This window comes from Mycolicibacterium obuense (genome assembly GCF_055397605.1).
In genome coordinates, this window is record NZ_AP043663.1 from 4,975,528 (window position 1) to 4,998,113 (window position 22,586).

At 69.8% G+C, this 22,586-nt stretch carries 25 protein-coding genes; 9 read left to right on the plus strand and 16 right to left on the minus strand.

Annotated elements, in window-relative coordinates; genetic code table 11:
• Positions 1-17: 17 nt before the first annotated feature.
• The gene (locus ACZ50N_RS24030; protein WP_046364511.1) at positions 18-611 is read right to left on the minus strand and encodes a hypothetical protein; all 594 of its coding nucleotides are present in this window, start codon (positions 609-611) and stop codon (positions 18-20) included.
• A gap of 142 nt (positions 612-753) precedes the next feature.
• A complete protein-coding gene (locus ACZ50N_RS24035; RefSeq protein WP_006243848.1) occupies positions 754-957 on the minus strand; it encodes a cold-shock protein in 204 nt (67 codons plus the stop codon).
• Positions 958-1,240: 283 nt separating this feature from the next.
• On the opposite strand from ACZ50N_RS24035, the gene ACZ50N_RS24040 reads away from it, so the two are divergent.
• Both ACZ50N_RS24040 and ACZ50N_RS24045 read left to right on the plus strand, forming a co-directional pair.
• Positions 1,241-3,589 carry a DNA 3'-5' helicase SftH gene (locus tag ACZ50N_RS24040; RefSeq protein WP_464473962.1) on the plus strand — a complete coding sequence of 783 codons (2,349 nt, stop codon included), beginning with the start codon at positions 1,241-1,243 and terminating at the stop codon, positions 3,587-3,589.
• A gap of 197 nt (positions 3,590-3,786) precedes the next feature.
• The gene (locus tag ACZ50N_RS24045) at positions 3,787-4,821 is read left to right on the plus strand and encodes a PAS domain-containing protein (protein ID WP_073685146.1); all 1,035 of its coding nucleotides are present in this window, start codon (positions 3,787-3,789) and stop codon (positions 4,819-4,821) included.
• 28 nt (positions 4,822-4,849) lie between these two features.
• Here ACZ50N_RS24045 and ACZ50N_RS24050 read toward each other — a convergent pair whose 3' ends face one another.
• Genes ACZ50N_RS24050 through ssd form a run of 8 tightly spaced genes read right to left on the minus strand, consistent with a single transcriptional unit; the run spans position 4,850 to position 10,628 of the window.
• A complete protein-coding gene (locus ACZ50N_RS24050; RefSeq protein ID WP_464473963.1) occupies positions 4,850-6,076 on the minus strand; it encodes a protein kinase domain-containing protein in 1,227 nt (408 codons plus the stop codon).
• A 19-nt stretch (positions 6,077-6,095) separates the two neighbouring features.
• On the minus strand, positions 6,096-6,461 hold the full coding sequence (locus ACZ50N_RS24055; RefSeq protein WP_464473964.1) for an Rv3654c family TadE-like protein: 366 nt from the start codon (positions 6,459-6,461) through the stop codon (positions 6,096-6,098).
• Positions 6,454-6,726 carry a TadE family type IV pilus minor pilin gene (locus ACZ50N_RS24060; RefSeq protein WP_464473965.1) on the minus strand — a complete coding sequence of 91 codons (273 nt, stop codon included), beginning with the start codon at positions 6,724-6,726 and terminating at the stop codon, positions 6,454-6,456. The genes ACZ50N_RS24055 and ACZ50N_RS24060 overlap by 8 nt, the downstream gene beginning before the upstream one ends.
• 47 nt (positions 6,727-6,773) lie before the next feature.
• The gene (locus tag ACZ50N_RS24065; protein WP_046366851.1) at positions 6,774-6,977 is read right to left on the minus strand and encodes a DUF4244 domain-containing protein; all 204 of its coding nucleotides are present in this window, start codon (positions 6,975-6,977) and stop codon (positions 6,774-6,776) included.
• 21 nt (positions 6,978-6,998) lie between these two features.
• The gene (locus ACZ50N_RS24070) at positions 6,999-7,589 is read right to left on the minus strand and encodes a type II secretion system F family protein (protein ID WP_464473966.1); all 591 of its coding nucleotides are present in this window, start codon (positions 7,587-7,589) and stop codon (positions 6,999-7,001) included.
• Positions 7,586-8,365, minus strand: a complete 780-nt coding sequence (locus tag ACZ50N_RS24075; protein WP_464473967.1) for a type II secretion system F family protein — start codon at positions 8,363-8,365, stop codon at positions 7,586-7,588. Before ACZ50N_RS24075 ends, ACZ50N_RS24070 begins: the two co-directional genes overlap by 4 nt.
• Positions 8,362-9,537 carry a TadA family conjugal transfer-associated ATPase gene (locus tag ACZ50N_RS24080; protein WP_133414557.1) on the minus strand — a complete coding sequence of 392 codons (1,176 nt, stop codon included), beginning with the start codon at positions 9,535-9,537 and terminating at the stop codon, positions 8,362-8,364. Before ACZ50N_RS24080 ends, ACZ50N_RS24075 begins: the two co-directional genes overlap by 4 nt.
• Positions 9,534-10,628, minus strand: coding sequence for a septum site-determining protein Ssd (ssd, locus tag ACZ50N_RS24085; protein ID WP_046365128.1), 1,095 nt, complete (start codon positions 10,626-10,628; stop codon positions 9,534-9,536). Before ssd ends, ACZ50N_RS24080 begins: the two co-directional genes overlap by 4 nt.
• A 444-nt stretch (positions 10,629-11,072) precedes the next feature.
• On the opposite strand from ssd, the gene ACZ50N_RS24090 reads away from it, so the two are divergent.
• Positions 11,073-11,909, plus strand: a complete 837-nt coding sequence (locus ACZ50N_RS24090; protein ID WP_464475702.1) for an HAD-IB family hydrolase — start codon at positions 11,073-11,075, stop codon at positions 11,907-11,909.
• 475 nt (positions 11,910-12,384) lie between these two features.
• Here the strand turns inward: ACZ50N_RS24090 and ACZ50N_RS24095 are convergent, their stop codons facing one another.
• Positions 12,385-13,134 carry an oxidoreductase gene (locus tag ACZ50N_RS24095; protein WP_464473968.1) on the minus strand — a complete coding sequence of 250 codons (750 nt, stop codon included), beginning with the start codon at positions 13,132-13,134 and terminating at the stop codon, positions 12,385-12,387.
• A gap of 137 nt (positions 13,135-13,271) precedes the next feature.
• Between ACZ50N_RS24095 and acs the strand changes: the two genes are divergently transcribed.
• Positions 13,272-15,233, plus strand: a complete 1,962-nt coding sequence (gene acs, locus ACZ50N_RS24100; protein WP_073683884.1) for an acetate--CoA ligase — start codon at positions 13,272-13,274, stop codon at positions 15,231-15,233.
• Positions 15,234-15,339: 106 nt separating this feature from the next.
• The gene (locus ACZ50N_RS24105) at positions 15,340-15,600 is read left to right on the plus strand and encodes a lipopolysaccharide assembly protein LapA domain-containing protein (RefSeq protein ID WP_464473969.1); all 261 of its coding nucleotides are present in this window, start codon (positions 15,340-15,342) and stop codon (positions 15,598-15,600) included.
• Positions 15,601-15,617: 17 nt separating this feature from the next.
• Here the strand turns inward: ACZ50N_RS24105 and ACZ50N_RS24110 are convergent, their stop codons facing one another.
• On the minus strand, positions 15,618-16,280 hold the full coding sequence (locus ACZ50N_RS24110) for a S1 family peptidase (RefSeq protein ID WP_046365144.1): 663 nt from the start codon (positions 16,278-16,280) through the stop codon (positions 15,618-15,620).
• A 198-nt stretch (positions 16,281-16,478) separates the two neighbouring features.
• Here ACZ50N_RS24110 and ACZ50N_RS24115 point away from each other — a divergent pair, with 198 nt between their 5' ends.
• Both ACZ50N_RS24115 and ACZ50N_RS24120 read left to right on the plus strand, forming a co-directional pair.
• On the plus strand, positions 16,479-16,988 hold the full coding sequence (locus ACZ50N_RS24115) for a phage holin family protein (protein WP_046365133.1): 510 nt from the start codon (positions 16,479-16,481) through the stop codon (positions 16,986-16,988).
• A complete protein-coding gene (locus tag ACZ50N_RS24120; RefSeq protein WP_464473970.1) occupies positions 16,988-17,947 on the plus strand; it encodes an alpha/beta fold hydrolase in 960 nt (319 codons plus the stop codon). The genes ACZ50N_RS24115 and ACZ50N_RS24120 overlap by 1 nt, the downstream gene beginning before the upstream one ends.
• On the opposite strand, the gene marP is transcribed toward ACZ50N_RS24120, so the two are convergent.
• From marP to nth, 4 genes are read right to left on the minus strand one after another with little or no spacing between them, the layout of a single operon-like run.
• Positions 17,948-19,138 (minus strand): acid resistance serine protease MarP, encoded by a 1,191-nt coding sequence (gene marP / locus ACZ50N_RS24125; RefSeq protein ID WP_046365135.1) that lies wholly within the window; start codon positions 19,136-19,138, stop codon positions 17,948-17,950.
• Positions 19,135-19,917, minus strand: coding sequence for an NUDIX hydrolase (locus tag ACZ50N_RS24130; protein ID WP_046365136.1), 783 nt, complete (start codon positions 19,915-19,917; stop codon positions 19,135-19,137). Before ACZ50N_RS24130 ends, marP begins: the two co-directional genes overlap by 4 nt.
• Positions 19,914-20,567, minus strand: coding sequence for a TlpA disulfide reductase family protein (locus ACZ50N_RS24135; protein WP_133414562.1), 654 nt, complete (start codon positions 20,565-20,567; stop codon positions 19,914-19,916). Before ACZ50N_RS24135 ends, ACZ50N_RS24130 begins: the two co-directional genes overlap by 4 nt.
• Positions 20,568-20,574: 7 nt before the next feature.
• Positions 20,575-21,351, minus strand: a complete 777-nt coding sequence (gene nth, locus ACZ50N_RS24140; protein WP_048422598.1) for an endonuclease III — start codon at positions 21,349-21,351, stop codon at positions 20,575-20,577.
• Between the two features lie 127 nt (positions 21,352-21,478).
• Here nth and ACZ50N_RS24145 point away from each other — a divergent pair, with 127 nt between their 5' ends.
• Positions 21,479-21,808, plus strand: coding sequence for a hypothetical protein (locus tag ACZ50N_RS24145; RefSeq protein ID WP_046365139.1), 330 nt, complete (start codon positions 21,479-21,481; stop codon positions 21,806-21,808).
• A 101-nt stretch (positions 21,809-21,909) separates the two neighbouring features.
• Positions 21,910-22,584 carry a cAMP-activated global transcriptional regulator CRP gene (gene crp, locus ACZ50N_RS24150; RefSeq protein WP_046365140.1) on the plus strand — a complete coding sequence of 225 codons (675 nt, stop codon included), beginning with the start codon at positions 21,910-21,912 and terminating at the stop codon, positions 22,582-22,584.
• Positions 22,585-22,586: the final 2 nt, after the last annotated feature.

Below are 22,586 nucleotides of genomic sequence, written 5' to 3' on the forward strand. Positions count from 1 at the left end.
CACCCGTCCCTCAGCCGTTAGACACGCGGCCACGACGCCAACGCCTCGGCGCCCTCCGGAGGTTCCCCAACGTTCTCTACCAGGCGCGACAGCCGCCGTCGGCCGCTGATACGCAGCGCAGGCCGCGAGCCGCGGGTGCCGATCAGCGTGGGTGCAATTCCGACCCGCATCATCGCCGATGCGAGCACGGAATGGGTGTCGGGCGCGTGCGGGTCCAACCCGAGCAGATAGCGGTCGTCGGCCTCCGGGCTACCCGCGGCCAGCGTCCAGGCCCGCAACTCCCGCGGTCCGGGCAGCCACTGCGGCGGGACCGTCTTCACCGCGCCGCGCGTCCATTCCCGCGCGATCACGGTCAACCGGGGATCGACCGCGGTACGCACCAGCGGCGTGTTCTCGTCAGTGCGCGAGATCTCCGGCGTGAGCCCCGCGTCGGAGATCATCTCCGCCAGCCCCTCGGCACGCCATGACCGGTCCACCACCACCGACAGCCGCGCTGCCTGACCCTGGACGGCAGAGACCAGCAAAGCCTGCCCCGGCCCGGCCAGCATCCCCGTCAGATCGGCGACGGCCGGCGGCACCGACTCAGCCGAGAAGAAGGACAGCTGGCTCACACAGATGACAGTAGGCCAGCGGGCCATCTTCACAGCGGATGCGGACGCGAACGCGGCGCTGCGGTTCTCGTGTTCCGCCAAAACGAAACACCCCCGCGCCGCCGACGAGCGGTGACGCGGGGGTGCCAGGTCTTAAGGTGACTCAGACGGCGCGAACGCCGGTGGCCTGAGGGCCCTTGGGGCTCTGGCCGACCTCGAACTCGACCTTCTGGTTCTCTTCCAGGGTGCGGAAGCCGGAACCCTGGATCTCCGTGTAGTGGACAAAAACGTCAGCGGAGCCGTCCTCGGGGGCGATGAAGCCGAAGCCCTTCTCCGCGTTGAACCACTTCACAGTTCCCTGTGGCATCTTTCGTAATTTCCTTCTCTTCTTACCGGGGCGATTCACCGACTTCCGGTGTACCGGGCCCGTTCCGACCGCCATACCTTCGTGGAGTGCTCGGAACTCGACCCGACCTACAACCCTCGCAGGAACCGCGACCGCAACGTTGTTCCTGCGAGTGCGTATACACGAAGACAGGAGCTGCGACCGCCGTTAGTCAACCATGTCTGACGCTGCTGCGACAGTCCGACAAGCGGTTGCGCAGCATCATGTAGTCAGAAATTCACGTACGACACGACGTAGGGGATGTGTGGAAGGCTCCGAGGTGCCCGATCCGACGCTGGGGTTCGGCCGCGCGCTGCTCGCCTGCGCGGTCGACGGCACCGGGTCGGGGGAACGTCCGCTGCGCCACGTGGCCGACTTACCGGCCCGCCGCGCGCACGCCCGCGCATGGCCCTCATGGGCACCCTCAGATGTGGTGCAGGCGTTCGCCGATCACGGCATCGGCGCCCCGTGGTCACATCAGCTCGCCGCCGCCGAGCACGCCCACGCGGGGCGGCACGTCGTACTCAGCACGGGCACTGCATCGGGCAAGTCGCTCGCCTACCAGCTCCCCATATTGACGGCGCTGACACACAATCCGCGGGCGCGGGCGCTGTACCTGTCGCCGACCAAAGCACTCGGACACGACCAGTTGCGCGCCGTCGCCTCGCTCAGCACAGCGGCGGGGCTCGATGACGTCGCCCCGACGTCGTATGACGGCGACACCTCCGCCGACGTCCGTCGGTTCGCCCGGGAACGCTCCCGATGGATCTTCTCCAACCCCGACATGATCCACCTGTCGATGTTGCGCAACCACGCCCGGTGGGCGGTTTTCCTGCGCCACCTGAAATTCGTCGTCGTCGATGAATGCCACTACTACCGCGGCATTTTCGGCTCGAATGTCGCCATGGTGCTGCGCCGGCTGCTGCGGCTGTGCGCGCGCTACTCCCCCGACGGGCAGATGCCCACCGTGATCTTCGCCAGTGCGACCACCGCCGAACCCGCGACCACCGCGGCCGAACTGATCGGCCAGACGGTGATCGAGGTCACCGAAGACGGCTCACCGCAGGGGGCCCGCACGGTGGCGCTGTGGGAGCCGGCGCTGCTCACCGACCTCGTCGGGGAGAACGGCGCACCGGTGCGGCGCTCCGCGGGCGCCGAGGCGTCACGCGTGATGGCCGACCTGATCACCGAGGGCGCACGAACTTTGACGTTCGTGCGGTCCCGACGCGGCGCGGAGCTGACGGCGCTGGGCGCCAGGACGCGGTTGGCGGAGACCGACCCGGAGTTGGCCGCAGCGGTGGCCTCCTACCGGGCGGGATACCTGGCCGAGGATCGCCGCACATTGGAACGCGCGCTGGCCGACGGGCGATTGCGTGGCATGGCGACGACCAATGCGCTCGAACTCGGTGTCGACATCGCCGGACTGGACGCTGTTGTGCTGGCGGGCTTTCCGGGCACGGTCGCGTCGTTCTGGCAGCAGGCCGGGCGGGCGGGCCGGCGCGGCCAGGGCGCTCTGGTGGTGCTCATCGCCCGCGACGACCCGCTCGACACCTATCTGGTGCATCATCCCGCTGCTCTCCTGGACAAGCCGATCGAACGCGTCGTGATTGACCCGGCCAATCCCTACGTGCTGGGTCCTCAATTGCTGTGCGCGGCCACTGAACTCCCGCTGACTGACGCAGAAGTCCGGATGTGGGACGCCGAGGCCGTGGCCCGCGCACTCGTCGACGACGGACTGCTGCGCCGCCGGCCCAGCGGATACTTCCCGACGCCCGGCCTCGATCCCCACCCCGCCGTGGACATCCGGGGATCGATCGGTGGTCAGATCGCGATCCTCGAGGCGGACACCGGCCGGATGCTGGGCAACGCCGGTGCCGGCCAGGCCGCCGCCTCGGTGCACCCGGGTGCCGTCTATCTGCACCAGGGCGAGAGCTATCTGGTGGATTCCCTGGACTTCGAGGACGGCATCGCGTTCGTACACGCCGAAGATCCCGGATACACCACCTTCGCACGGGAATTGACCGACATCACGGTCACCGGACCCGGCGAACGTTCGACGCACGGCCCGGTGACGCTCGGCCTGGTGCCGGTGTGCGTGAGCAACACCGTCACCGGTTACCTGCGCCGCCGTCTCGACGGCGAGGTCATCGACTTCTGCGAGCTCGACATGCCCACGCGCACACTGGAGACCATGGCAGTGATGTGCACCATCACACCAGAAGCCCTGTCCGACAGCGGAATCGATCCGTTGCGGACCCCCGGGTCGCTGCACGCGGCCGAACACGCCGCCATCGGCCTGTTGCCGCTGATCGCCAGTTGCGACCGCGGTGACATCGGTGGCGTGTCCACCGCAGTCGGTCCGGTGGACGGCCTGCCGACGATCTTCGTCTACGACGGCTATCCCGGCGGCGCCGGATTCGCGGCCCGTGGCTTCGGCGCCATCACGCGGTGGTGGTCCGCGACGGCGTCGGCGATCGAGGCGTGCGAATGCCCTGCAGGGTGTCCATCGTGTGTGCAGTCACCGAAATGCGGCAACGGCAACGATCCACTCGACAAGGAGGGCGCGCTCACCGTCCTGCGCCTGGTGCTGGACGCCTTGAACGACCGGCGGTGACGATCGGCGGGTGACGACCGACCCCTCGACGATCGCCGCGGATCCGCCGACGGAATCCGTACCCGCCTCGACTCTTCGGAACCTACCGTTCGAGGTGCACCGAGGCAACCCGAAAGTGCTCGTCACGGGCCATATCGACATAGAGACGCGGCTTTTTGCTGCGGATCCCGCAGCCGGTGGCTCGGTAGGATCACCTCATGAGCCACGACTGGATGCTCGTGGAGACGCTGGGGAGCGAACCGACCGTGGTCGCTCAGGGGGCCCACACCAAGAATCTGATCCCGATCTCGTCTCTGCTCCGACGCAACCCCCACCTGATGGCAATTCAAACCGCGATCAGCGAGACCGTGCGCGGTGGCAGCGGACTGAGCAGCATCACGCCGAAGAACGACTGCGTGATCCGCACCGAGGTGGTGGCGATGTCCGACGGTCGCATCCACGGGGTGCAGATGTGGATCGGCGCCGCCGACGAAGACCCGCCGCCTCGCCCCGAGGTGGGGTCGATGCTGTGGGATCTCACCAACGGCGCCGCCACGGACACGGTCGAATCGCTGAAGATCGGGGGCTGGGATCCGGCGACTCAGCCGACGCAGGGTCGCGCGTTCGCCGACGATCTGCCACGCCGGGATCTCAATCCGCACGAGGCAGAGGTGATCAGCATGCTGATCAAGCCGCGGCCAGGCGTGACGATCTGCACGACGTGGGACGTCGCCGATTACCGCGGGGAGCAGATCACCGTCGGCTTCGTGGCGCGCTCGCTCGAGGAGATCGACGACGACGGCGACGAGGACGGGGCACCGCGGCTGGTGTGCCGGGCGATGAACTGGCGCAGCGTGCACGAGGGCAAGGACAACGGCGAAGCCTCGCTGGCCGAGCGCATCCTCGCCGGCCTGGCCCGGCCGGGCATCCACCGCGCGCTGGTCGACCCCGCGCACTGGATGCTCGTCAAATGGCTCGACGATCCCGCGCCCTTCTTCGACTGGCGCGCAGGAATGTCCAGCGAGCAAGCGATTCATCCGCACGATCGCCCCACGGTCGCGGAGATGGCCAAGGGTTTCGACGGGGGTTCGGTGTCGGGCGTGCTGCGGGTGATCGCGCGCGACGGCGGGTGGACGCCGGTGCACGTGACGGTTCATCGCATCGAACTGCACGACGGGGTCATCGGGGGTCTCGCCGAGTTGCGTCTCCCAACCGACGACGAATTGTCCGACGCCCGACTGGAAGAGCGCTGAACCTCCCGGGCGTGGCGTATCGAGCCCGCTAGGGCTTGTCTTTCTTGCCGTTGCCGTTGCCGTGGCCACGGCCGGGTCCCGGACCCCCTCGCGGCGGCTCGGCGGGCGGCGGGGGCGGGGGCGCCACGACCGGCGCGGGCGCCGATGTCACCGGAGTCACGCTGCTCGGCGTCGTCGGCGGTGTCACGCTGGTGCTCGTGCTGACCGACGCCGGCGAGGGTGATGAGCCGAAGGGATCGAGCGCCAACGCCAACGCCGAGACGACGAACGCCGCCACGATGGCGGCCCCGGCGAGCACGTAGCGGCGCGGGTTCCGACGCCCCGGTCGCGCACGCACCGGGGCGGGAGGCGGGTATCCGGCCGTCGGCGGCAGAGGCGCGGCCATGACCCGGGTGGCCGGTCGGGGCGCAGCGGCAACGGGCCGCGGCGCCAGGGCGGCGGGATCACCGGCCAGCGCCGCTCGCATGTGGTCGGCGCTCGCGAACCGATGCGCCGGGTCGCGCGCCATTCCGCGGGTGATCACTGCGGCCAGCACGGGATCGACGTCGCTACGCACCTCGGCCAATGGTGGCGGCGGCGTGTCGACGATCGCACGGGCCAGGGAAACGGGGTTGTCGTGCGGAAAGGCACGGTGACCGACCAGCGCCTCGTAGCCGATCACCGCGACGGCGTAGAGGTCGTCGGCCACCGACGCCGGCGCCCCGGTGACGCGCTCCGGACTCATGTAGCACATCGTCCCGATGATCAGACCGGTCCCGGTGAGGGCTGATGAAGCGCCGCCCGTCTTGGCGATGCCGAAGTCGGCGACCTTCATCCGATCTCCGGCCGAGGAGAGCAGGACGTTGCCCGGCTTGATGTCGCGGTGCAGCACGCCCGCCGCGTGGGCGGCGCCCAAGCCCGCGAGGACATCGTCGAGGATTACGCGGACCTGGTACGGCGCCATGGGACCTGCGCCCATGATGTCGTGCAGCGTGCGGCCCGGCAGCCGTTCCATCACGATGAACGGCGCCCCGTCGTGATCACCGAAATCGTGCACGGCGACGACATTGGGATGCTCCAGCGCCGCCGCCGCCTTGGCCTCGACCTCGAATCGGCGGCGCAGGTCCGGATCGTCGGACATCTGAGGATGCAGCACTTTGACGGCGACGGGTCGGCATAGGCGGGTGTCCCAGCCGTCGCGGACCTCGGCCATGCCGCCGCGACCGAGCAGGCCGCGCACCTCGTAGCGGCCGGCGAGCAGTTCGCGGCCGGTCATGAGGGGTGCGTATCCCGCCTTACGGCGACGTAAACCCCGGCTCGCCGAGCGGTCCCGCGCGGGCGGCGGCTGTCGCCGGGCCGACCAGCGCAGCGCCGAAGCCCGGCGCCGTCTCGGCGGTCACCAGCACGTCCAACCCATCGACGTCGCACCCGATCACCGTAGAGGCCATCGACCGCGCGACGGAAACAGCCGTCGCACAGGCCGCCTCACGACCGCTCGGCAGCGCTGCGGCCGCACCGAGCGCCGCGAGGTCCGCCGCCGCGGCCGCCCGGTGCCGGGCCACCACGGCCGAACCGAGAAGGGCGCCGCCGGCCATGACAGCCGCCACAGCCGCGATCAGGAATGCCGCGAGCACGCTCGCGGCGCCGGTGTCGTCATGCACCCGGCTCCAGCGCCGAGACGGCCCGGGCGTTGATCGCGATGCCCGGCAGGAGTGCCGCGCGCGACGCGACCGTCGCGACCACGAATCCGCCGTCACGCCGGAGCTCGATCGCCGCCTGCGGCGGCGCGATCTGGCGGGCGGTCGCCAGAGCCACGCCCTCGTCGCCGCGCGCGGCCAACCGGGCGGCTTCCCTGGCGGCGTCGACACACCGCACCTGCATGGTGAGCGCAGTGAGCCCGGCCAGGCAGATCGCCACCACCGCCACGAGCGCGAGGATGGCGAATGCCGCCTCGACGGTCGCGAAACCGGCATCTAGGTGTTCGTGTTCAGCGCGCGGGTAATGATGTTCGTCAGTGCGCCGACGATCGAGTCGCCTGTCACGACGGTGTACAGGATCGCCCCGAACGCCGCGGCGGCGATGGTGCCGATCGCGTATTCGACGGTCGACATTCCGTCGTCGGCCACCGCGAGCACGAGTAGCCGCGCGCGCACATCGGCGAGTCGTTGAGTGAACATGCAGATCCTCCTGGTTGGTTGTCACAACATTCCTGATCGCAGGACGTCTCCGGCCAGCCCCGCGATGACCGGCACGATGCCCTGGCAGATGAACGCCGGCAGGTAGCACAGCCCCAGCGGGCCGGCGATCAGCACGGCTGCCCGCTCGGCCCTCGCCCCGGCTGCGTCCGACGCCTCGGCGCGCAGCGTGGCGGCGAGGTCTTCGACACCCTGCGCCAGCGCGGCCCCGGAGGCCGCCGACCGGCGCGCCATGCGCAGATAGGCACGCACGTGCGCCTTTCCGACGTCGCCGGCATCCCCGTCGTCGGCGGGGTCTGCCCAGGCCCGGCCGGCGTCCGCACCCAGGGCCAGCAGGTCCGCACCGCGGCGCAGAACATGCGCCAGCGCGTGCGGCGCCGCGGCGGCGACCGCTGCGGCGGCGGTCGACACCGCCATGCCCGCGCGCAGGCACGCCGCGAACGCGTCGAGCGTCGCCGCCACCGCCAGCGGTCCGTCGGACGGCGGCGCCCCTCGCCCCGGCGCCTGCACCCGCCGCGCTCCCAGCCTGCGCGCCGCGGACGGTTGCGGGAGCACCAGAACGGCCAGCGCCAGCGACACTGCGGCCCAGGTCATTCCAGCACCGACGCCGTGATGCGGTCCGACCACAGCAGACCGGCTCCGACGAGCGCGGTTCCGATCCACAACAGCCATCCACCGGCGCCGTCGGAGAGCAGGAAGCCGAGGGGGTCGGCACCGATCGCGCAGCCCATCAGCACGCCCAGCACCGGCAGCCCGGCGAGCACCGTGCCCGTGGTGCGTGCGCCCGCCATCCCGGCATCCACCCGGGACCGGAACCGTTCGCGTTCGGCGAGGTCGCGTTGGGCGGCTTGCATGAGAGACGCGATGGCCAGCCCGTGCTGCTGCGCGAGCTGCCAGCACACCGCCAGCCGGTCCCAGTGGCCCGGCACCAGCGAGCGTCGTGACTCCGCCCGCAGCCCCGACACGACGTCGGCACCGAGGTGCGCGCGGGCCGCGACCGCGCCGAACGACTCCCCGACGCGCCCCTCGATTTCGCGAGACGCCGTGTCGATCGCAGCCACGGGATGGGCCCCGACACGCAGTTCGGACACCAGGACCTCGAGAGCACCGTGCAGTGCAGTCGACTCGCGTGCGCTCGCCCGCCGCCTGGTGCGCCACCGTTGGCGCACCAGCAGCACTGCCAGCATCGTCGCGGCTGCCAGCACCGCTGTCATCGGGACCACAGCACCCAGCGCGGCGCAGGCGAGCAGCGCCACCAGCATCACCGGCGGTCGCCGACGCGGCCGCGCTGCCACGCGTCGCACCGGCGCCCGCGTCGCGGGTGGCAGCACCAGCAGGGCCAGCGCCAACGCCATTGCGGCCACAGTCATGTCCGGCTCCTGCGGTCGACGAGCCGGCGCAGCGCGTCGGCGCCCTCCCCCGGACCCGTGTCGGCGTTCCAGCTCGGCAGCACGGACACCTGACCGTCCCTGTCGCGATGGAGTACACCGATCTCGGCGAGCCGGCGACCACCCGACCGGGTTCGCGACATGTGCAGCACCACGTGGATCGCCGCGCCGAGCTGGCTGTGCAGAGCCGCCCGGTCGAGTCCGCCGAGTGCGGCGAGCGCCTCGAACCGGGCGGGGATCTCGCCCGGGCTGTTGGCGTGGACGGTTCCCGCGCCGCCGTCGTGACCGGTGTTCAGAGCCGTGAGCAGGTCGACCACCTCGGCGCCGCGCACCTCGCCGACGACGATGCGGTCGGGTCTCATCCGCAGGGCCTGCCGAACCAGGTCGCGAACGGTGACCTCACCGACCCCTTCCACGTTGGCCGCTCGCGCCACCAGCGAGACCAGGTGCGGATGGCGAGGTGCCAGCTCTGCCGCGTCCTCGACGCAGAGGATGCGCTCCTGGGCGGGTATCGCACCGAGCAGCGCAGCCAGCAGGGTCGTCTTGCCACTGCCGGTACCGCCGCTCACCACGAACGCGAGCCGGGCGGCGATGATGCCGTGTAGCAGTGTTGCCGCCTCGGCGGGGATGGTGCCGGTGGCCGCCAGCGCGTCGAGATCCTGGCTGGCAGGGCGTAGCACACGAAGTGACAGACAGGTGCCACCGGCGGCGATCGGCGGCAGCATGGCGTGAAGCCGTACGTTCAGCGTTTTCCCGGCCGCACTCCCGAGATCGGCGAGATGCCCGTCGACCCACGGTTGGGCATCGTCGAGGCGGCGGCCGGCAGTCAGCGCGAGCCGCTGGGCGAGGCGCCGGACCGCGGCCTCGTCAGCGAATCGCACGCCGGTGCGTCGCAAACCAGTTCCGTCGTCGACCCACACGGCGTCAGGGGCGGTGACGAGCACATCGGTGGTGTCGGGCGCCGTCAGCAGCGGTTCGAGGATGCCCGCCCCGACGAGCTCGGTCTGCAGTTCACGCAGATTCGTCAGCACCTCGGTGTCGCCGAGGACGCCGCCGGACTCGGCGCGGATCGCGGCGGCCACGACGCTGGGCCTCAACGGCACGCCGTCCGCCGCGAGTCGTTCACGGACCCGGTCCAGCAGAGGCGCGTTCACGCGGCGACCTCACCCGGCGATTCGAGATGCGGCTTCGTCTCCAGGACGGCCAGCACCGACCGGGCCGCGCTCGCCAGCGGGGAGTTTCCCCGAAGTCGCACCCCGCCCCGTTCCAGATTCTGGTCCAGGCCCGGCTGAGGACGCATCGTCGCCAGAATGGGCAGACCGACGATGCGCGCCACATCGATGGGCCTCAATCCGCCCGGGGAAGGCCCGCGCACGAGCAGGCCGGTGTTCTGATTGGAGGCCAGCACCCACTGGGCCGTCGCCGTCGCGGCGGCGCAGGATCGCACGTCGGCGGGTGTGACCAAAACCACCAGATCCGCTGCAGCCAAAGCTGTCTCCGTGGCCGCGCTGGGGCGGCGAGCGACATCGGACACCACCGTCACCGCCGCCCGGGCGCCGGCATCGATCACCGCACTCAGAGCCTGCGGATCGATCTCCCCGGCAGCGCGTTCACCGGCCAGTACGCGGCTGCCCGCGAGGAGAGCGACGTGCTGGACCCGCGGCAGCGCGGCCCGGAGGGCCGGATAGGCGAGCCGTCCGCCGGCCAGGGTCAGATCCGGCCAACGCACACCGGACTCGGTTTCGCTGCCGAGCACGAGGTCGAGACCGCCACCCCATGGGTCGACGTCGACGAGCAGTGCCTCCTTCGCAGCCCGGGCCAACGCCACCGAGAACACGGACGCGCCGCCCCCGCCTCTGCCCGACATCACCGCCACCACAGCGCCGCGGGGTCCCCCGGCGCGCGCCTCGTCGGCAGCCTCGGTCAGCACCGCCATCAGGTCGGCCTCTTGGGCGGGCAGCGTCAGGACGTGGTGCGCCCCCACCGCGACAGCGGCTTCCCAGTGCGCGCCATCGGGAGCAGCACCGCTGATCAGGACCACCCCGGCGCGTCGGGTCATGCCGCGTTGTGCGCACGAGCGGGCCGCCGCGGCATCGAGCAGGACCGCTGCTGCGCCCGCCCACACGCGCCGGTCCGAGGGATCGGCACTGCGCACCGCGTGCACCCCGGCGGCGGCGACCACCCGATCCACCAGCCCGCGCAGGACGGGGTCGGAGACGACGATCAGAATGGCGGCTGCGGTCATGTTTCCCAGGCTGCGCGGCGTCGCCGCGCTCAGCCAGAGCCGCGCGCGGATCTGTGGATGACCGTGGACTTGTCCACAGGCCGGCGAATCAGCAGGGAGAACTTCGCCGAAAACGGCGTTCCGCAACCAACTGGAATGAGGTGGCCTATCCGCATTGCGAAAGACCCCAGAAAAGGGACGACCCCCGCCAGGGGGGGAGGAGGCGGAGGTCGTCGTGTATCAGCCCCGGGGGGTCGGGCTGATGCACACCCGGCATAAGCCGAGTGATGCCCACTATACACACGCCTGCGCGGGCGGGCGCAAGACCACACCGCAGAGAAGTCGGAGCAGATCCAGAAAAGATTGCAGTCGAAGACACGTGTCGTGAACTGCCAGTTTGTACGATCTGCCGCAATCTGTCACGCGAGCGCGTCTTATGCTGACGCTGTGACCCCCTCCGAGCCTGTGACGGGCGCCGAAGCCACCGGCGGGACGCCCCCGCCCGAACGCCCCGTACCCACCGCCGCGTTCTTCGATCTCGACAAAACGGTCATCGCGAAATCGAGCACGCTGGCTTTCAGCAAACCGTTCTTCAGCCAGGGGCTAATGAATCGGAGGACGGTCCTCAAATCCGCCTACGCCCAATTCCTGTTCACGATGTCGGGTGCCGATCACGACCAGATGGACCGGATGCGCGCCCACATCACGACGATGTGCGCGGGGTGGGACGTCGAACAGGTCAAGTCGGTGGTGGGCGAGGCGTTGCACGACATCGTCGATCCGCTGGTCTTTGCCGAAGCTGCAGACCTGATCTCCGACCACAAGCTGTGCGGTCGCGACGTGGTCGTCGTATCGGCATCGGGCGAGGAGATCGTCGGGCCCATCGCGCGGGCCCTGGGGGCGACCCACGCGATGGCCACCCGGATGGTGGTCGAGGACGGCCGCTACACCGGTGACATCGCGTTCTACTGCTACGGAGAAGGCAAGGCGGAGGCGATCCGCGCGCTGGCCGCCCGGGAGGGTTATGCGCTCGAGCACTGCTACGCCTACTCGGACTCGATCACAGACCTGCCGATGTTGACGACGGTCGGACATCCGACCGTCGTCAATCCCGACCGTGCGTTGCGCAAAGAAGCCGCCGCCCGCGACTGGCCGGTGCGGTCGTTCTCCAAGCCCGTGTCGCTGCGCGACCGGCTACCCGCACCGTCTGGCGCCGCGGTCGCGACCACAGCAGCTGTCGGCGTGAGCGCGCTGGCAGCGGGCGCACTGACCTACACCCTGCTGCGGCGCTTCGCCTTCTGACGCCTTCTGACCTCTACCGCCTTCTGACCCTCACCGCGGTAGCTGGACAGCTCCGCGTAACGAATCGGGAAACCGACGCGTTTGACCCTTGCTGTGACCGCGGTCACGTAGTACAAAGGAACCACGGAAGCCGGGTGAGGCCAAGGTCGAGCCGGAAGAGAAGGCTCGATCTCCCGACCTCGGCTCCCCAGCACGAGTCCCGGAACCCACGCGGCGCACATGCCGCGGAACAGGCAAAAGTGTTGCGGGCCTGCGTAAGTGCGAAGATCGGACGGCCACGACGGCCCTTTGGGTGGGGTCGCAGCCGAAACGGATCGCACAGCGCCGAGGCCACCCACGCAACCCACAACGCACGCATGGTAACCGGAGGCTCGTGCTGGCGGGCGGCGCGCCGAAGTACTTTTCGAATTACTTCGGAACGCCGCCCGCTTTTGCTTTGCTGGACACGGTCAGGAGGACGGGTCGGGAGGGCCCGTCAGGACGACGCTGGGGCAGCGATGGACAGCGCCTCGCGAGCGCCCGCATGCAGCGCCTCATTGCTGAGCACCAGCCACGCCGTCAGTCCGGCCGGCGTTCCCGACGCGAATCCTCGTGCCGCTGCGGTGTAGTCGCCCGACCGGCGCATCCAGTGCATCTCCGGCACTCCCAGCCCGTGCGGGTCCAGTCCGCTGGCGATCGTGATCAGCCGGGACACCCCGCGCGCCACCACGCCGTCGGCGCTGCCGAACGGGGCCAGCGTCAGCAGCTCCCCGTGCGCGACCGCGGCCAGCACGGTCGCCGGTACCCGCGTGCCGCCCGTCGCGAGGTCGGCGAGCAGCTCCAGTCGGCGGCCGATGTCCGGATCGGTACGCGGCCGGCCGAGCGCATCAGCGTCGACGAGGTCGGCCGCGGCCAGCGAGTGCAGCCGGGCGATGGCCTGCAGCGGGGCGCGCCGCCACACCCCGATCAGAGAGCCTTGACCACCTTCGAGCGCTTCGGCGACGCGCAGCGCCCCGGCGAGCACCGGGTCCTTCTCACCGTCGGTGTCGGAGGAGGCGAATTGCAGCGGACCACCGTCGAGTACCGACGATGCCCGGGCTGCCCGCAGCGCGGCTTCCGCGGCGGTACCCGGCCAGCCCCGCAGGTTCGTTCGGTGCCGGTGCGCCCGGCCCAGGGCCTCGCGCGCCTCCTCCCCCGCCTCGGCGACGCCGGGCAGAGTGGTCAGCGGGGCAAGCGGATCGGTCACGCCCGCACACGCTAATCGATGGTCGGCGGACCGATCGGCGCGCCGGTTGCGACGTTCGTCGCCTCCCGGGTGCCGCCCGCAGCGACGGTTGTGAGTCGCCAACGTCGATGCAACGTTGGGTGACTACCCTCACAGTCATGACCGAGACGCACGCCGACGTTCAGGCTTCGTACCCGCCTGCCCCCGAGTTCAGCGCCCAGGCCAACGCGACTGAGGCCCTCTACGACGAGGCCGAATCGGACCGGCTGGCGTTCTGGGGCACCCAGGCCGAGCGGCTGGCGTGGGACACGCCCTTCACCGACGTGCTGGACTGGTCGGAGGCACCGGTCGCGAAGTGGTTCGTGGGCGGCACGCTCAACGTCGCCTACAACTGCGTCGACCGCCATGTCGAGGCCGGCAACGGCGACCGCGTCGCGATCCACTGGGAGGGTGAACCGGTCGGGCACTCGCGCTCCATCACCTACGCCGAGCTCAAGGACGAGGTCTGCCAGGCCGCCAACGCATTGACCGAACTCGGCCTCGTCACCGGTGACCGGGTGGCGATCTACATGCCGATGGTGCCCGAGGCCATCATCGCGATGCTCGCCTGCGCCCGCCTCGGCGCGATGCACTCGGTGGTGTTCGCCGGTTTCTCCGCCAGCGCCTTGAAGGCCCGCATCGACGACGCGCAGGCCAAGATCGTCATCACCACCGACGGTCAGTATCGACGCGGGCAGGCGGTTTCGCTCAAGGACGGCGTCGACGACGCCATCGCCGGCCTCGGTGACGACAGCCCGGTCGAGCACGTACTGGTGGTGCGCCGCACCGGTATCGACACGCCGTGGACCGACGGGCGGGACCTGTGGTGGGACGAGGTCGTGCCCAAGGCCTCCACCGACCACACCCCGGAGGCGTTCGACTCCGAGCATCCGCTGTTCCTGCTCTACACCTCAGGCACGACCGGCAAGCCCAAGGGCATCATGCACACCTCGGGCGGCTACCTGACGCAGGCGTCGTACACCCACGTCAACGTCTTCGACATCAAGCCCGAGACCGACGTCTACTGGTGCACCGCCGACATCGGCTGGGTCACCGGGCACACCTACATCGTCTACGGGCCGCTGTCCAACGGCGTCACGCAGGTCGTCTACGAGGGCACGCCCGCCTCGCCGAACGAGCACCGGCACTTCGAGACCATCGAGAAGTACGGCGTCACCATCTATTACACCGCCCCCACGCTGGTCCGCACCTTCATGAAGTGGGGCCGCCAGATCCCCGCCGAGCACGACCTGTCGAGCCTGCGGCTGCTGGGCTCGGTCGGCGAGCCGATCAACCCCGAGGCGTGGCGCTGGTACCGGATGGCGTTCGGCGCGGACAAGACCCCGATCGTCGACACCTGGTGGCAGACCGAGACGGGCGCGATCATGATCTCCCCGTTGCCGGGCGTCACGAGCTGCAAGCCGGGCTCGGCGATGCGCGCACTGCCCGGCATCTCGGCCAAGATCGTCGACGACGACGGCAACGAACTCGCCCCGGGCACCGATCACGGCGAGCAGGCCAGCGGATACCTCGTGCTCGACAAGCCGTGGCCGTCGATGCTGCGCGGTATCTGGGGTGATCCGGAGCGGTTCAAGGAGACCTACTGGTCGCGTTTCGCCGAGCAGGGCTGGTACTTCGCCGGTGACGGCGCCCGCTACGGCAAGGACGGCGAGATCTGGGTCCTGGGCCGCATCGACGACGTCATGAACATCTCCGGGCATCGCATTTCCACCGCGGAGGTGGAATCGGCCCTGGTCGGTCACTCCGGGGTGGCCGAGGCCGCGGTCGTCGGCGCCTCCGACGAGCACACCGGCCAGGCGATCTGCGCGTTCGTGATCCTCAAGTCCAGCGCCCACGGCGGGGAGGAGTCGATGGTCGACGAGCTGCGCGCCGAAGTCGCCCGGGAGATCTCCCCCATCGCCAAGCCGCGGGAGATCCACGTCGTACCGGAGCTTCCCAAGACCCGCAGCGGCAAGATCATGCGCCGGCTGCTGCGCGACGTCGCCGAGGGCCGCGAACTCGGTGACACGTCCACCCTCGTCGACCCCAGCGTCTTCGAAGCGATCCGGGCCAGCAAGTAAACCTGTCGCGCGGGTGTGCAGCGTCACGCCCGCGCGACGTTCGGTTTCGCCGATCGATCCCGTCTCCATCTGTGACACAACGGATCACAGAAAAGAGGGATCGACCATGACCACGCACCGCACCACCGAGCACACCCCCGCCCGTCGTTCGGGTGTCGCCGCGAAGTTCTCGCTGGCCGTCGCGTTCCTGCTGGTCGTCGCGCTGGCGGTGTTCGTGCTGCAGAACACCGTGCACACCACGATCAACTTCATCGGCTGGAATTTCGACCTCGCCCAGGGGGTCGCGCTGCTCGGCGCCGCCGGCGTCGGTGCGGTGATCGCGCTGGTCGTCAGCGCCGCGATTCGCGTGCGCCGCGCGGTGCGCTGAGCCGATAGAGCGTGAGGTCAGGCCGGGCCGACGGGGACGAACCCGCTGCCCGGCCTGTTCTTTGCGGTGATGTCGGCCAGCTGGGTGTTGATGGACATCGTGACCGCAGGCGTGTGCAGCGGGATGAACTTGACCACGCAGGTGGGCAGGTCTTCGGAGAACGCGCCGTGGATCATGCCGACGAGCTTGTTGTCGACGGTGACGGGGGCGCCGGAGTCGCCGGGCTGTCCACACACCTGGTTGACGATCGTGCCGGGCTGCTGCCCGGGTCCCCAGGTGACGCCGCACGAGTAGCCGGTGGTGCGGCCCAGCTTGCAGGCCACTTCGCCGAACGTGGGGTCGGGTCCGATGCCGTCGATGCGGAACCCGTTGATCTCGTTGACGGGACGCACCTTGGCCGGGTCGAATTTGATGACCGCGTAGTCCAGCACGTCGTTGCCGGCCACCATGGTCCCGACGATGCCCGCATCCTGCTCGGCCTCACTGGCGACGACGGCGCCGGGCCCGCCGCAGTGCGCCGAGGTGAAGCCGATGAGGTTTCCGCTGCGGTCGGACCCGATCGCGGTCAACGTGCAGAGCGTGTCGCCGTTGACGACCAGACCGGAACCTCCGCCGAGGGTGACCGGAGCGGCCGCGTGAGCGACACCGGTGGCGCCGATGAGACCCGCACCGAGCAGCATCAGCACCGCAGAGGTCGCAGAAAGAACTCCTGGCTGGTCGTTCGTCGTCACGCTCGCCCCAATCGATACCCCGATGATCACGGCCCGACCCGCCATGGAAGGAATCAAGGCAGTCTAACGTCACCGCCGGATCGTTTCGTTTCACGCCACGTGGCAACATAAGCCGCGACCAGATCACATGCGGGGAAGGAAGCTCTTGTGAGCGATCGCAGTAACGGCGCACCGGCGACGGTGACATCCATACCGCTTGTGGACCCGCATGCGCCGAAGCCGGACCCGTCGATCGGTGATCTGGTCAAGGATGCGACAGCCCAGGTGTCGACCCTGGTCCGCGCCGAGGTCGAGCTCGCGAAGGCCGAGATCACCCGTGACGTCAAGAAGGGCCTGACCGGCAGCGTCTTCTTCATCTTGGCGCTGGTGGTGCTGTTCTACTCCACGTTCTTTTTCTTCTTCTTCGTCGCCGAGCTGCTCGACACGTGGCTGTGGCGCTGGGCGGCGTTCCTGATCGTGTTCGGATTCATGGTCGTGGTCACCGCGGTGTTGGCCCTGATCGGCTTCCTCAAGGTGAGGCGCATCCGTGGTCCCCGCAAGACCATCGAATCGGTCAAGGAGATCCCCGAGGCGTTCGGCGGCGGCGCCGACAAGAAGGCCGTCACCACGGGTACGAACGGCAAGCAGCCGGCGACGACGGACCCGTCCGGCTGGTAATGGCCGCACCCGATCCGTCGGTCGTTCGCGTCGGCGGACCGTGGCGCCATCTGGACGTGCACGCCAACGGCATTCGCTTTCACGTCGTCGAGGCCGAGCGGGAGGCGGGTGCCGACGATCAGTCGCGGCCGCTGACCGACCGCCCGCTGGTGATCCTGCTGCACGGCTTCGGCTCGTTCTGGTGGTCCTGGCGGCATCAGCTGCGGGGGTTGTCGGGAGCGCGGGTGGTGGCGGTCGATCTGCGCGGGTACGGCGGCAGCGACAAGCCGCCGCGCGGATACGACGGGTGGACGCTCGCCGGCGACACGGCGGGTCTGGTGCGGGCGCTGGGACACAACACCGCGACGCTGGTGGGCCACGCCGACGGCGGCCTGGTCTGCTGGGCCACCGCGGTGCTGCATCCGCGCGTGGTGCACGCGATAGCGGTGGTCAGCTCGCCGCATCCGGCGGCGCTGCGGGCGTCGACGGTGCGCCGCCGCGATCAAGGCCGGGCGCTGCTGCCCTGGATGCTGCGTTATCAGTTGCCGATGTGGCCGGAACGCGCTCTGACCCGACACGATGCCGCCGAACTCGAGCGCATCGTGCGCGCCCGGTCCAGCGCCCCGTGGCAGGCGACCGACGACTTCGCCGAGACCATGCCCCTGCTGCGGCGGGCGATCCAGATCCCGTCGGCCGCTCATTCAGCGCTGGAGTATCAGCGGTGGGCGGTGCGGAGTCAGCTGCGCAGCGAGGGTCGCCGATTCATGCGCTCGATGAAGCGCCCGATCGCGGTGCCCGTGCTGCATCTGCGCGGCGACAGCGACCCGTATGTGCTCGCCGACCCGGTGTACCGCACCCAGAACTATGCCCCGCACGGCCGTTACGTATCTGTCGACGGCGCAGGACACTTCGCACACGAAGAGGCGCCGGGAGCGGTCAACGCGCAGCTGGACCGGTTCCTTCGGCAGGTGTACGGCTGATCAGCCGCTGATGCAGGCGCCCGTCGCCACCGGCGCGACGTTGCCGACCTTGGCCATCTGCCGGGACACCTCTTGGGCGGTCAGCACGAAACCGGTGTCGACGTCGTCGACAGCCGCGCCGAACACCACGCCGAGCACCTTGCCCGATCGGTTGATCATCGGCCCGCCGGAGTTGCCCTGCTTGACGGTGCCGCGGATCGTGTACACCTCGCGCGTCACGGTGGTGCTGCGGTAGATGTCGGGACCGTTGAGTTCGATCACCTCGCGCACCCGCGCGGGCGTCGCGGTGAAGTCACCACCGCCGGGATAGCCCATCACGATGCCGTCGGTGCCGGCTGGGGCCTCCGTGTCGACGAACTGCAGCGGCGCGGACGGCAGGTTGGGCACGTCGAGAATCGAGATGTCGGCGTTGGGGTCGTAGCTGATGACCTTGGCGTCGTAGGTCTGCCCGTCGACCTCGACGGTGACGCTGTCCGACCCGGCGACGACGTGGGCGTTGGACATCACCCGGTTGGGGGCGACGACGAAACCGCTGCCCTCCAGCACCTTCTGGCAGCTGGTCGCGACACCGCGCACCTTGACGACGCTGGATCGCGTGGTCCCGACGACGGCCGAAGTGGCCAGCGACGCGTCCGGCGCGTCGACGGCGGCGACCGGGGTCGGCCCGAAGTCCTTCAGGACGTCGTGCAGCCCAGAGGTGTCCCACAGCCCGGACAGCCGGCCCGGGACGGAGCGCAGCCAGTTCGGCGCCACCGAGTCGACCTCGGCGATCACCCTCGACCCCTGCACGGCGGCGGCCAGATTCGGTTGCGGCGAGGAGATCAGGGCGGTGCCGAGCAGCCACGCCGCGGTCAGCACCAGCACCAGTTGCACGGCCACGCCGATCACCGAGTCCACCACGCGCAGTGTGGGATTGCGGATGGCGCCGCGGACCGCGCGCCCGAGGACCACACCAGCGATCTCGCCGACCACCACCAGCGCCAGGATGAGGAACAGCGTGACGAAGAGCTTGGTCCTCGGCCCGTCGATGTGGTTGACCACGTGCGGGGCCAGCAGCACACCGGCGACCGCGCCCAGCACGACACCGACCAGGGCCAGCACAGAACCGGGCGCGCCGGATCGCCAGCCCGAGATGGCGGCGATCAGCGCTACTGCGAGTACGGCTATGTCCAGCCACTGTGACGATGTCATCGTTGGACCTCACCGTAGCTGCCCTCGGCCTCCAGACGCGCCATTGCATCGCCGAGTTCGTGCACGGAGTCGGTGTCCCAGGGCTGCGTCCAGCCGGCGACGTCGAGCATCGCGGCGATCACGTGGCCGGTGAATCCCCACACCAGCATCTGGTTGAGCAGGAACGCCGGACCGGCCGAGCGGCGGGTGTTCTCCTTGCGGTACACCATGAGCCGATTCGCCGGGTTGACGAACGCGCGTACGGGGACCCGGGCGACGACGGCGGTCTCGGACTGGTCCACGACCGCGACGGGCCCGGGGTCGACGGAGTACGCGAGCACCGGTACGACCTGGAATCCCGACGGCGGGATGAACATCGTGTCCAGGGTGGCCAGAGTTCGCAGTCGGGACGCCTGAAGGGCGGTCTCCTCGGTGGCTTCACGCAGCGCGGTGTGCACGGGGCTGCGGTCGCCCGGGTCGGCGGCGCCGCCCGGGAACGCTGCTTGACCGGCGTGATGGCGCAGCGTGGCAGCCCGGACGGTGACCAGGAGGTCCGCGTCGGCGGGAAGCTCGCCGGGTGCGCCGTCCTGCGGGCCGGAGAACAGCACGAGCACAGCGGCATCGCGACGGGCGCCGGTGACGGCTGCGGTGGCGTTGGCCGCGGTCAGCGCGGCGAGGACCTCGGCCGGGACGCGGCGGCGGTAGGCGTCCTTGATCAAGGTCGGATCGGTGACGAGCGGGGCCAACCAGGGCGGTGCGGCGTCAGGCGTCAGCTCACCGTCGGCGATCTCCCAGCTCACCTCACTCCTATCGTCGGGTCCACTGCGGCGGCGATCTCGTCGGCGGTGGCAAACGACCGGGGCAGGATCTGCGCCACGCTACCGTCCGCGCGCAGCACCACCGTCGCCGGCATCACGTTGGGGACCTGCAACGCAGCAGCGATCTGGCGCCGGCCGTCCTGCAGTGTGGGCAGGTGCACGCCGAGCTCGGCGAGCCGGAGCAACCCGGCGGTCTCGTTCTCGTCCTGGTGCACGGTGAGGACCTGGACCTGCGACCCGGCGCGGCGCTGGTACTCCGCCATCGCCGGTAGTTCGTCGGCGCACGGACCGCACCAGTAGGCCCACAAGTTGAGCACCGTCGGCCGCCCCGCGACCGCCCGCGCGACGTCGACCGGGGCTCCGTCGCCGGCGCATTCGACGACGATGCCGCGCAGAACGTCCGGCCCGGGGCCGGCACCAGGGGTCGGGCACGCAGCCAGAGCGGCCTCGGCTCGCGGACCCGCCAGGGCGGCGGGGGTGTCGGCGTCACGTTTGTCGCGCGCGGACACCGCTCCGGGCGCCGCGGGTGCGGCGGGACCGGCCGGATCGTCACCCAACTCGTTGAACAGCGCGATCCCGAGCGCGATGAGGACCACCAGCGCCACGACGCTCCACCGTGCCGATGTGCTCATCGGCGCTCTAGAGGCCGGCCAGGGCCAAAAGGTGCTCCGTTTCGGGCCCCTTCACCAGCGGGGCCGCCACCAGCGGATCGGTGGGCCCGATGCCGTAGGAGGGGCAGTCCTTGGCGAGCACGCACACCCCGCAGGCGGGCTTGCGGGCATGACACACGCGCCGGCCGTGGAAGATCACCCGGTGGCTGAGCAGCGTCCATTCGCGACGCTCGATCAGTTCTCCGACGGCGTGCTCGACCTTGACCGGGTCCTCTTCGGCGGTCCAGCGCCAGCGCCGGGCCAGCCGGCCGAAATGGGTGTCGACGGTGATCCCGGGGACGTCGAACGCGTTGCCGAGGATGACGTTGGCGGTCTTGCGCCCCACGCCGGGCAGCGTCACCAGTTCGTCGAGAGTGGCGGGCACCTCGCCGTCGAACCGCTCGACCAGCTCCTGCCCCAGCCGGATCAGCGACGACGCCTTGTTGCGGAAGAACCCGGTGGGACGGATCAGTTCCTCGAGCTGCGCCCGGTCGGCCTGGGCGTAGTCCTGCGCGGTGCGATAGGTCGCGAACAACGCGGGCGTGGTCAGGTTGACGCGCTTGTCGGTGCTCTGCGCGCTCAAGATGGTGGCAACGGTGAGCTCGAGGGGATTGGTGAAATCGAGCTCGCAGTACACATGCGGAAATGCTTCGGCCAGTGTGCGATTCATCCGGCGGGCCCGCCGCACCAGACCCAGGTGGGTCTCTCGGTCCCACTTGGCGGCCGATGTGGTTACCGATTTGGCGGTCCGGCTGGTCGCGGTCACCTCGTCAGGGTACTGAGCACCCCCGACACGGCAGAGGGCGAGTCGACCTCGGAAAGGACTTCAGAAAGGTCGTTAACGAGGGCTTTTCGTGATCCCTCCGAGACCTTCGCCGTGTTTACTTCCGCATGTGTCGTGGTTGCTCGTCGCGCTGATACCCGGGTTGTTGATGTTGGCGACCTTCGGGCTCGAGAGGGTGGAGGCCGGGCTGCGCGAGCAGACCATCTCGGCAGCCGAGGTTGCCGACTTCCTGAGTCAGGCCGAGGCCAGCGACGTCGACGCACTCGTGCGCGACGGACTGGACACCGCGATCAGCGACCAGAACCGGCGGCGGGTGGAGCGCGAGGTGGCAGCGGCACCAGTGCGCGCGCAGGCCGCACCGGGTTTGCCGACGACTGCGTCGTTCCCACACAGCCTCAATAACGGGTTTCAGCAGACCCGACATGCCAATTCTGTGTAGCGTGGGCTGGTCACGACAGGGCATGGCTCTAGACTGATCCAGCCGTCGTCACCGACGTCGGCTGGACGTGTCTGACCACCAACATCTTCCAAAGGGGCAACGTGGACGAGATCCTGGCCAGGGCCGGAATCTTCCAAGGGGTCGAACCCAGCGCTGTTTCTGCGCTGACCAAGCAGCTCCAGCCTGTCGACTTTCCCCGCGGGCACACCGTGTTCGCCGAGGGTGAGCCCGGCGACCGGCTCTACATCATCATCACCGGCAAGGTGAAGATCGGCCGGCGTTCACCGGATGGCCGCGAGAACCTGCTGACGATCATGGGACCGTCGGACATGTTCGGCGAGCTGTCGATCTTCGATCCGGGCCCGCGCACATCGAGTGCCACCACCATCACCGAGGTGCGGGCGGTGTCTATGGACCGTGAGGCGCTGCGCGCATGGATCGCCGATCGCCCCGAGATCGCCGAGCAGTTGCTGCGGGTACTCGCCCGCCGGCTGCGCCGCACCAACAACAACCTCGCGGACCTGATCTTCACCGACGTGCCGGGCCGGGTGGCCAAGCAGCTGCTGCAGTTGGCCCAGCGCTTCGGCACGCAGGAGGGCGGCGCGCTGCGCGTCACCCACGATCTGACGCAGGAAGAGATCGCGCAGCTCGTCGGCGCATCCCGCGAGACCGTGAACAAGGCGCTCGCCGACTTCGCCCACCGCGGCTGGATCCGCCTCGAGGGCAAGAGCGTGCTGATCAGCGACTCCGAGCGGCTGGCGAGGCGGGCCCGCTAGGG

Coding starts and splice junctions, on each gene's coding strand:
- ACZ50N_RS24035 (WP_006243848.1), bottom strand. CDS start 957: ATGCCACAGGGAACTGTGAAGTGGTTCAACGCGGAGAAGGGCTTCGGC.
- ACZ50N_RS24045 (WP_073685146.1), top strand. CDS start 3,787: ATGAGCCACGACTGGATGCTCGTGGAGACGCTGGGGAGCGAACCGACC.
- ACZ50N_RS24050 (WP_464473963.1), bottom strand. CDS start 6,076: ATGACCGGCCGCGAACTGCTCGCCGGCCGCTACGAGGTGCGCGGCCTG.
- ACZ50N_RS24065 (WP_046366851.1), bottom strand. CDS start 6,977: ATGTTCACTCAACGACTCGCCGATGTGCGCGCGCGGCTACTCGTGCTC.
- ACZ50N_RS24070 (WP_464473966.1), bottom strand. CDS start 7,589: ATGACCTGGGCCGCAGTGTCGCTGGCGCTGGCCGTTCTGGTGCTCCCG.
- ACZ50N_RS24075 (WP_464473967.1), bottom strand. CDS start 8,365: ATGACTGTGGCCGCAATGGCGTTGGCGCTGGCCCTGCTGGTGCTGCCA.
- ssd (WP_046365128.1), bottom strand. CDS start 10,628: ATGACCGCAGCCGCCATTCTGATCGTCGTCTCCGACCCCGTCCTGCGC.
- acs (WP_073683884.1), top strand. CDS start 13,272: ATGACCGAGACGCACGCCGACGTTCAGGCTTCGTACCCGCCTGCCCCC.
- ACZ50N_RS24105 (WP_464473969.1), top strand. CDS start 15,340: ATGACCACGCACCGCACCACCGAGCACACCCCCGCCCGTCGTTCGGGT.
- ACZ50N_RS24110 (WP_046365144.1), bottom strand. CDS start 16,280: ATGCTGCTCGGTGCGGGTCTCATCGGCGCCACCGGTGTCGCTCACGCG.
- ACZ50N_RS24120 (WP_464473970.1), top strand. CDS start 16,988: ATGGCCGCACCCGATCCGTCGGTCGTTCGCGTCGGCGGACCGTGGCGC.
- marP (WP_046365135.1), bottom strand. CDS start 19,138: ATGACATCGTCACAGTGGCTGGACATAGCCGTACTCGCAGTAGCGCTG.
- ACZ50N_RS24135 (WP_133414562.1), bottom strand. CDS start 20,567: ATGAGCACATCGGCACGGTGGAGCGTCGTGGCGCTGGTGGTCCTCATC.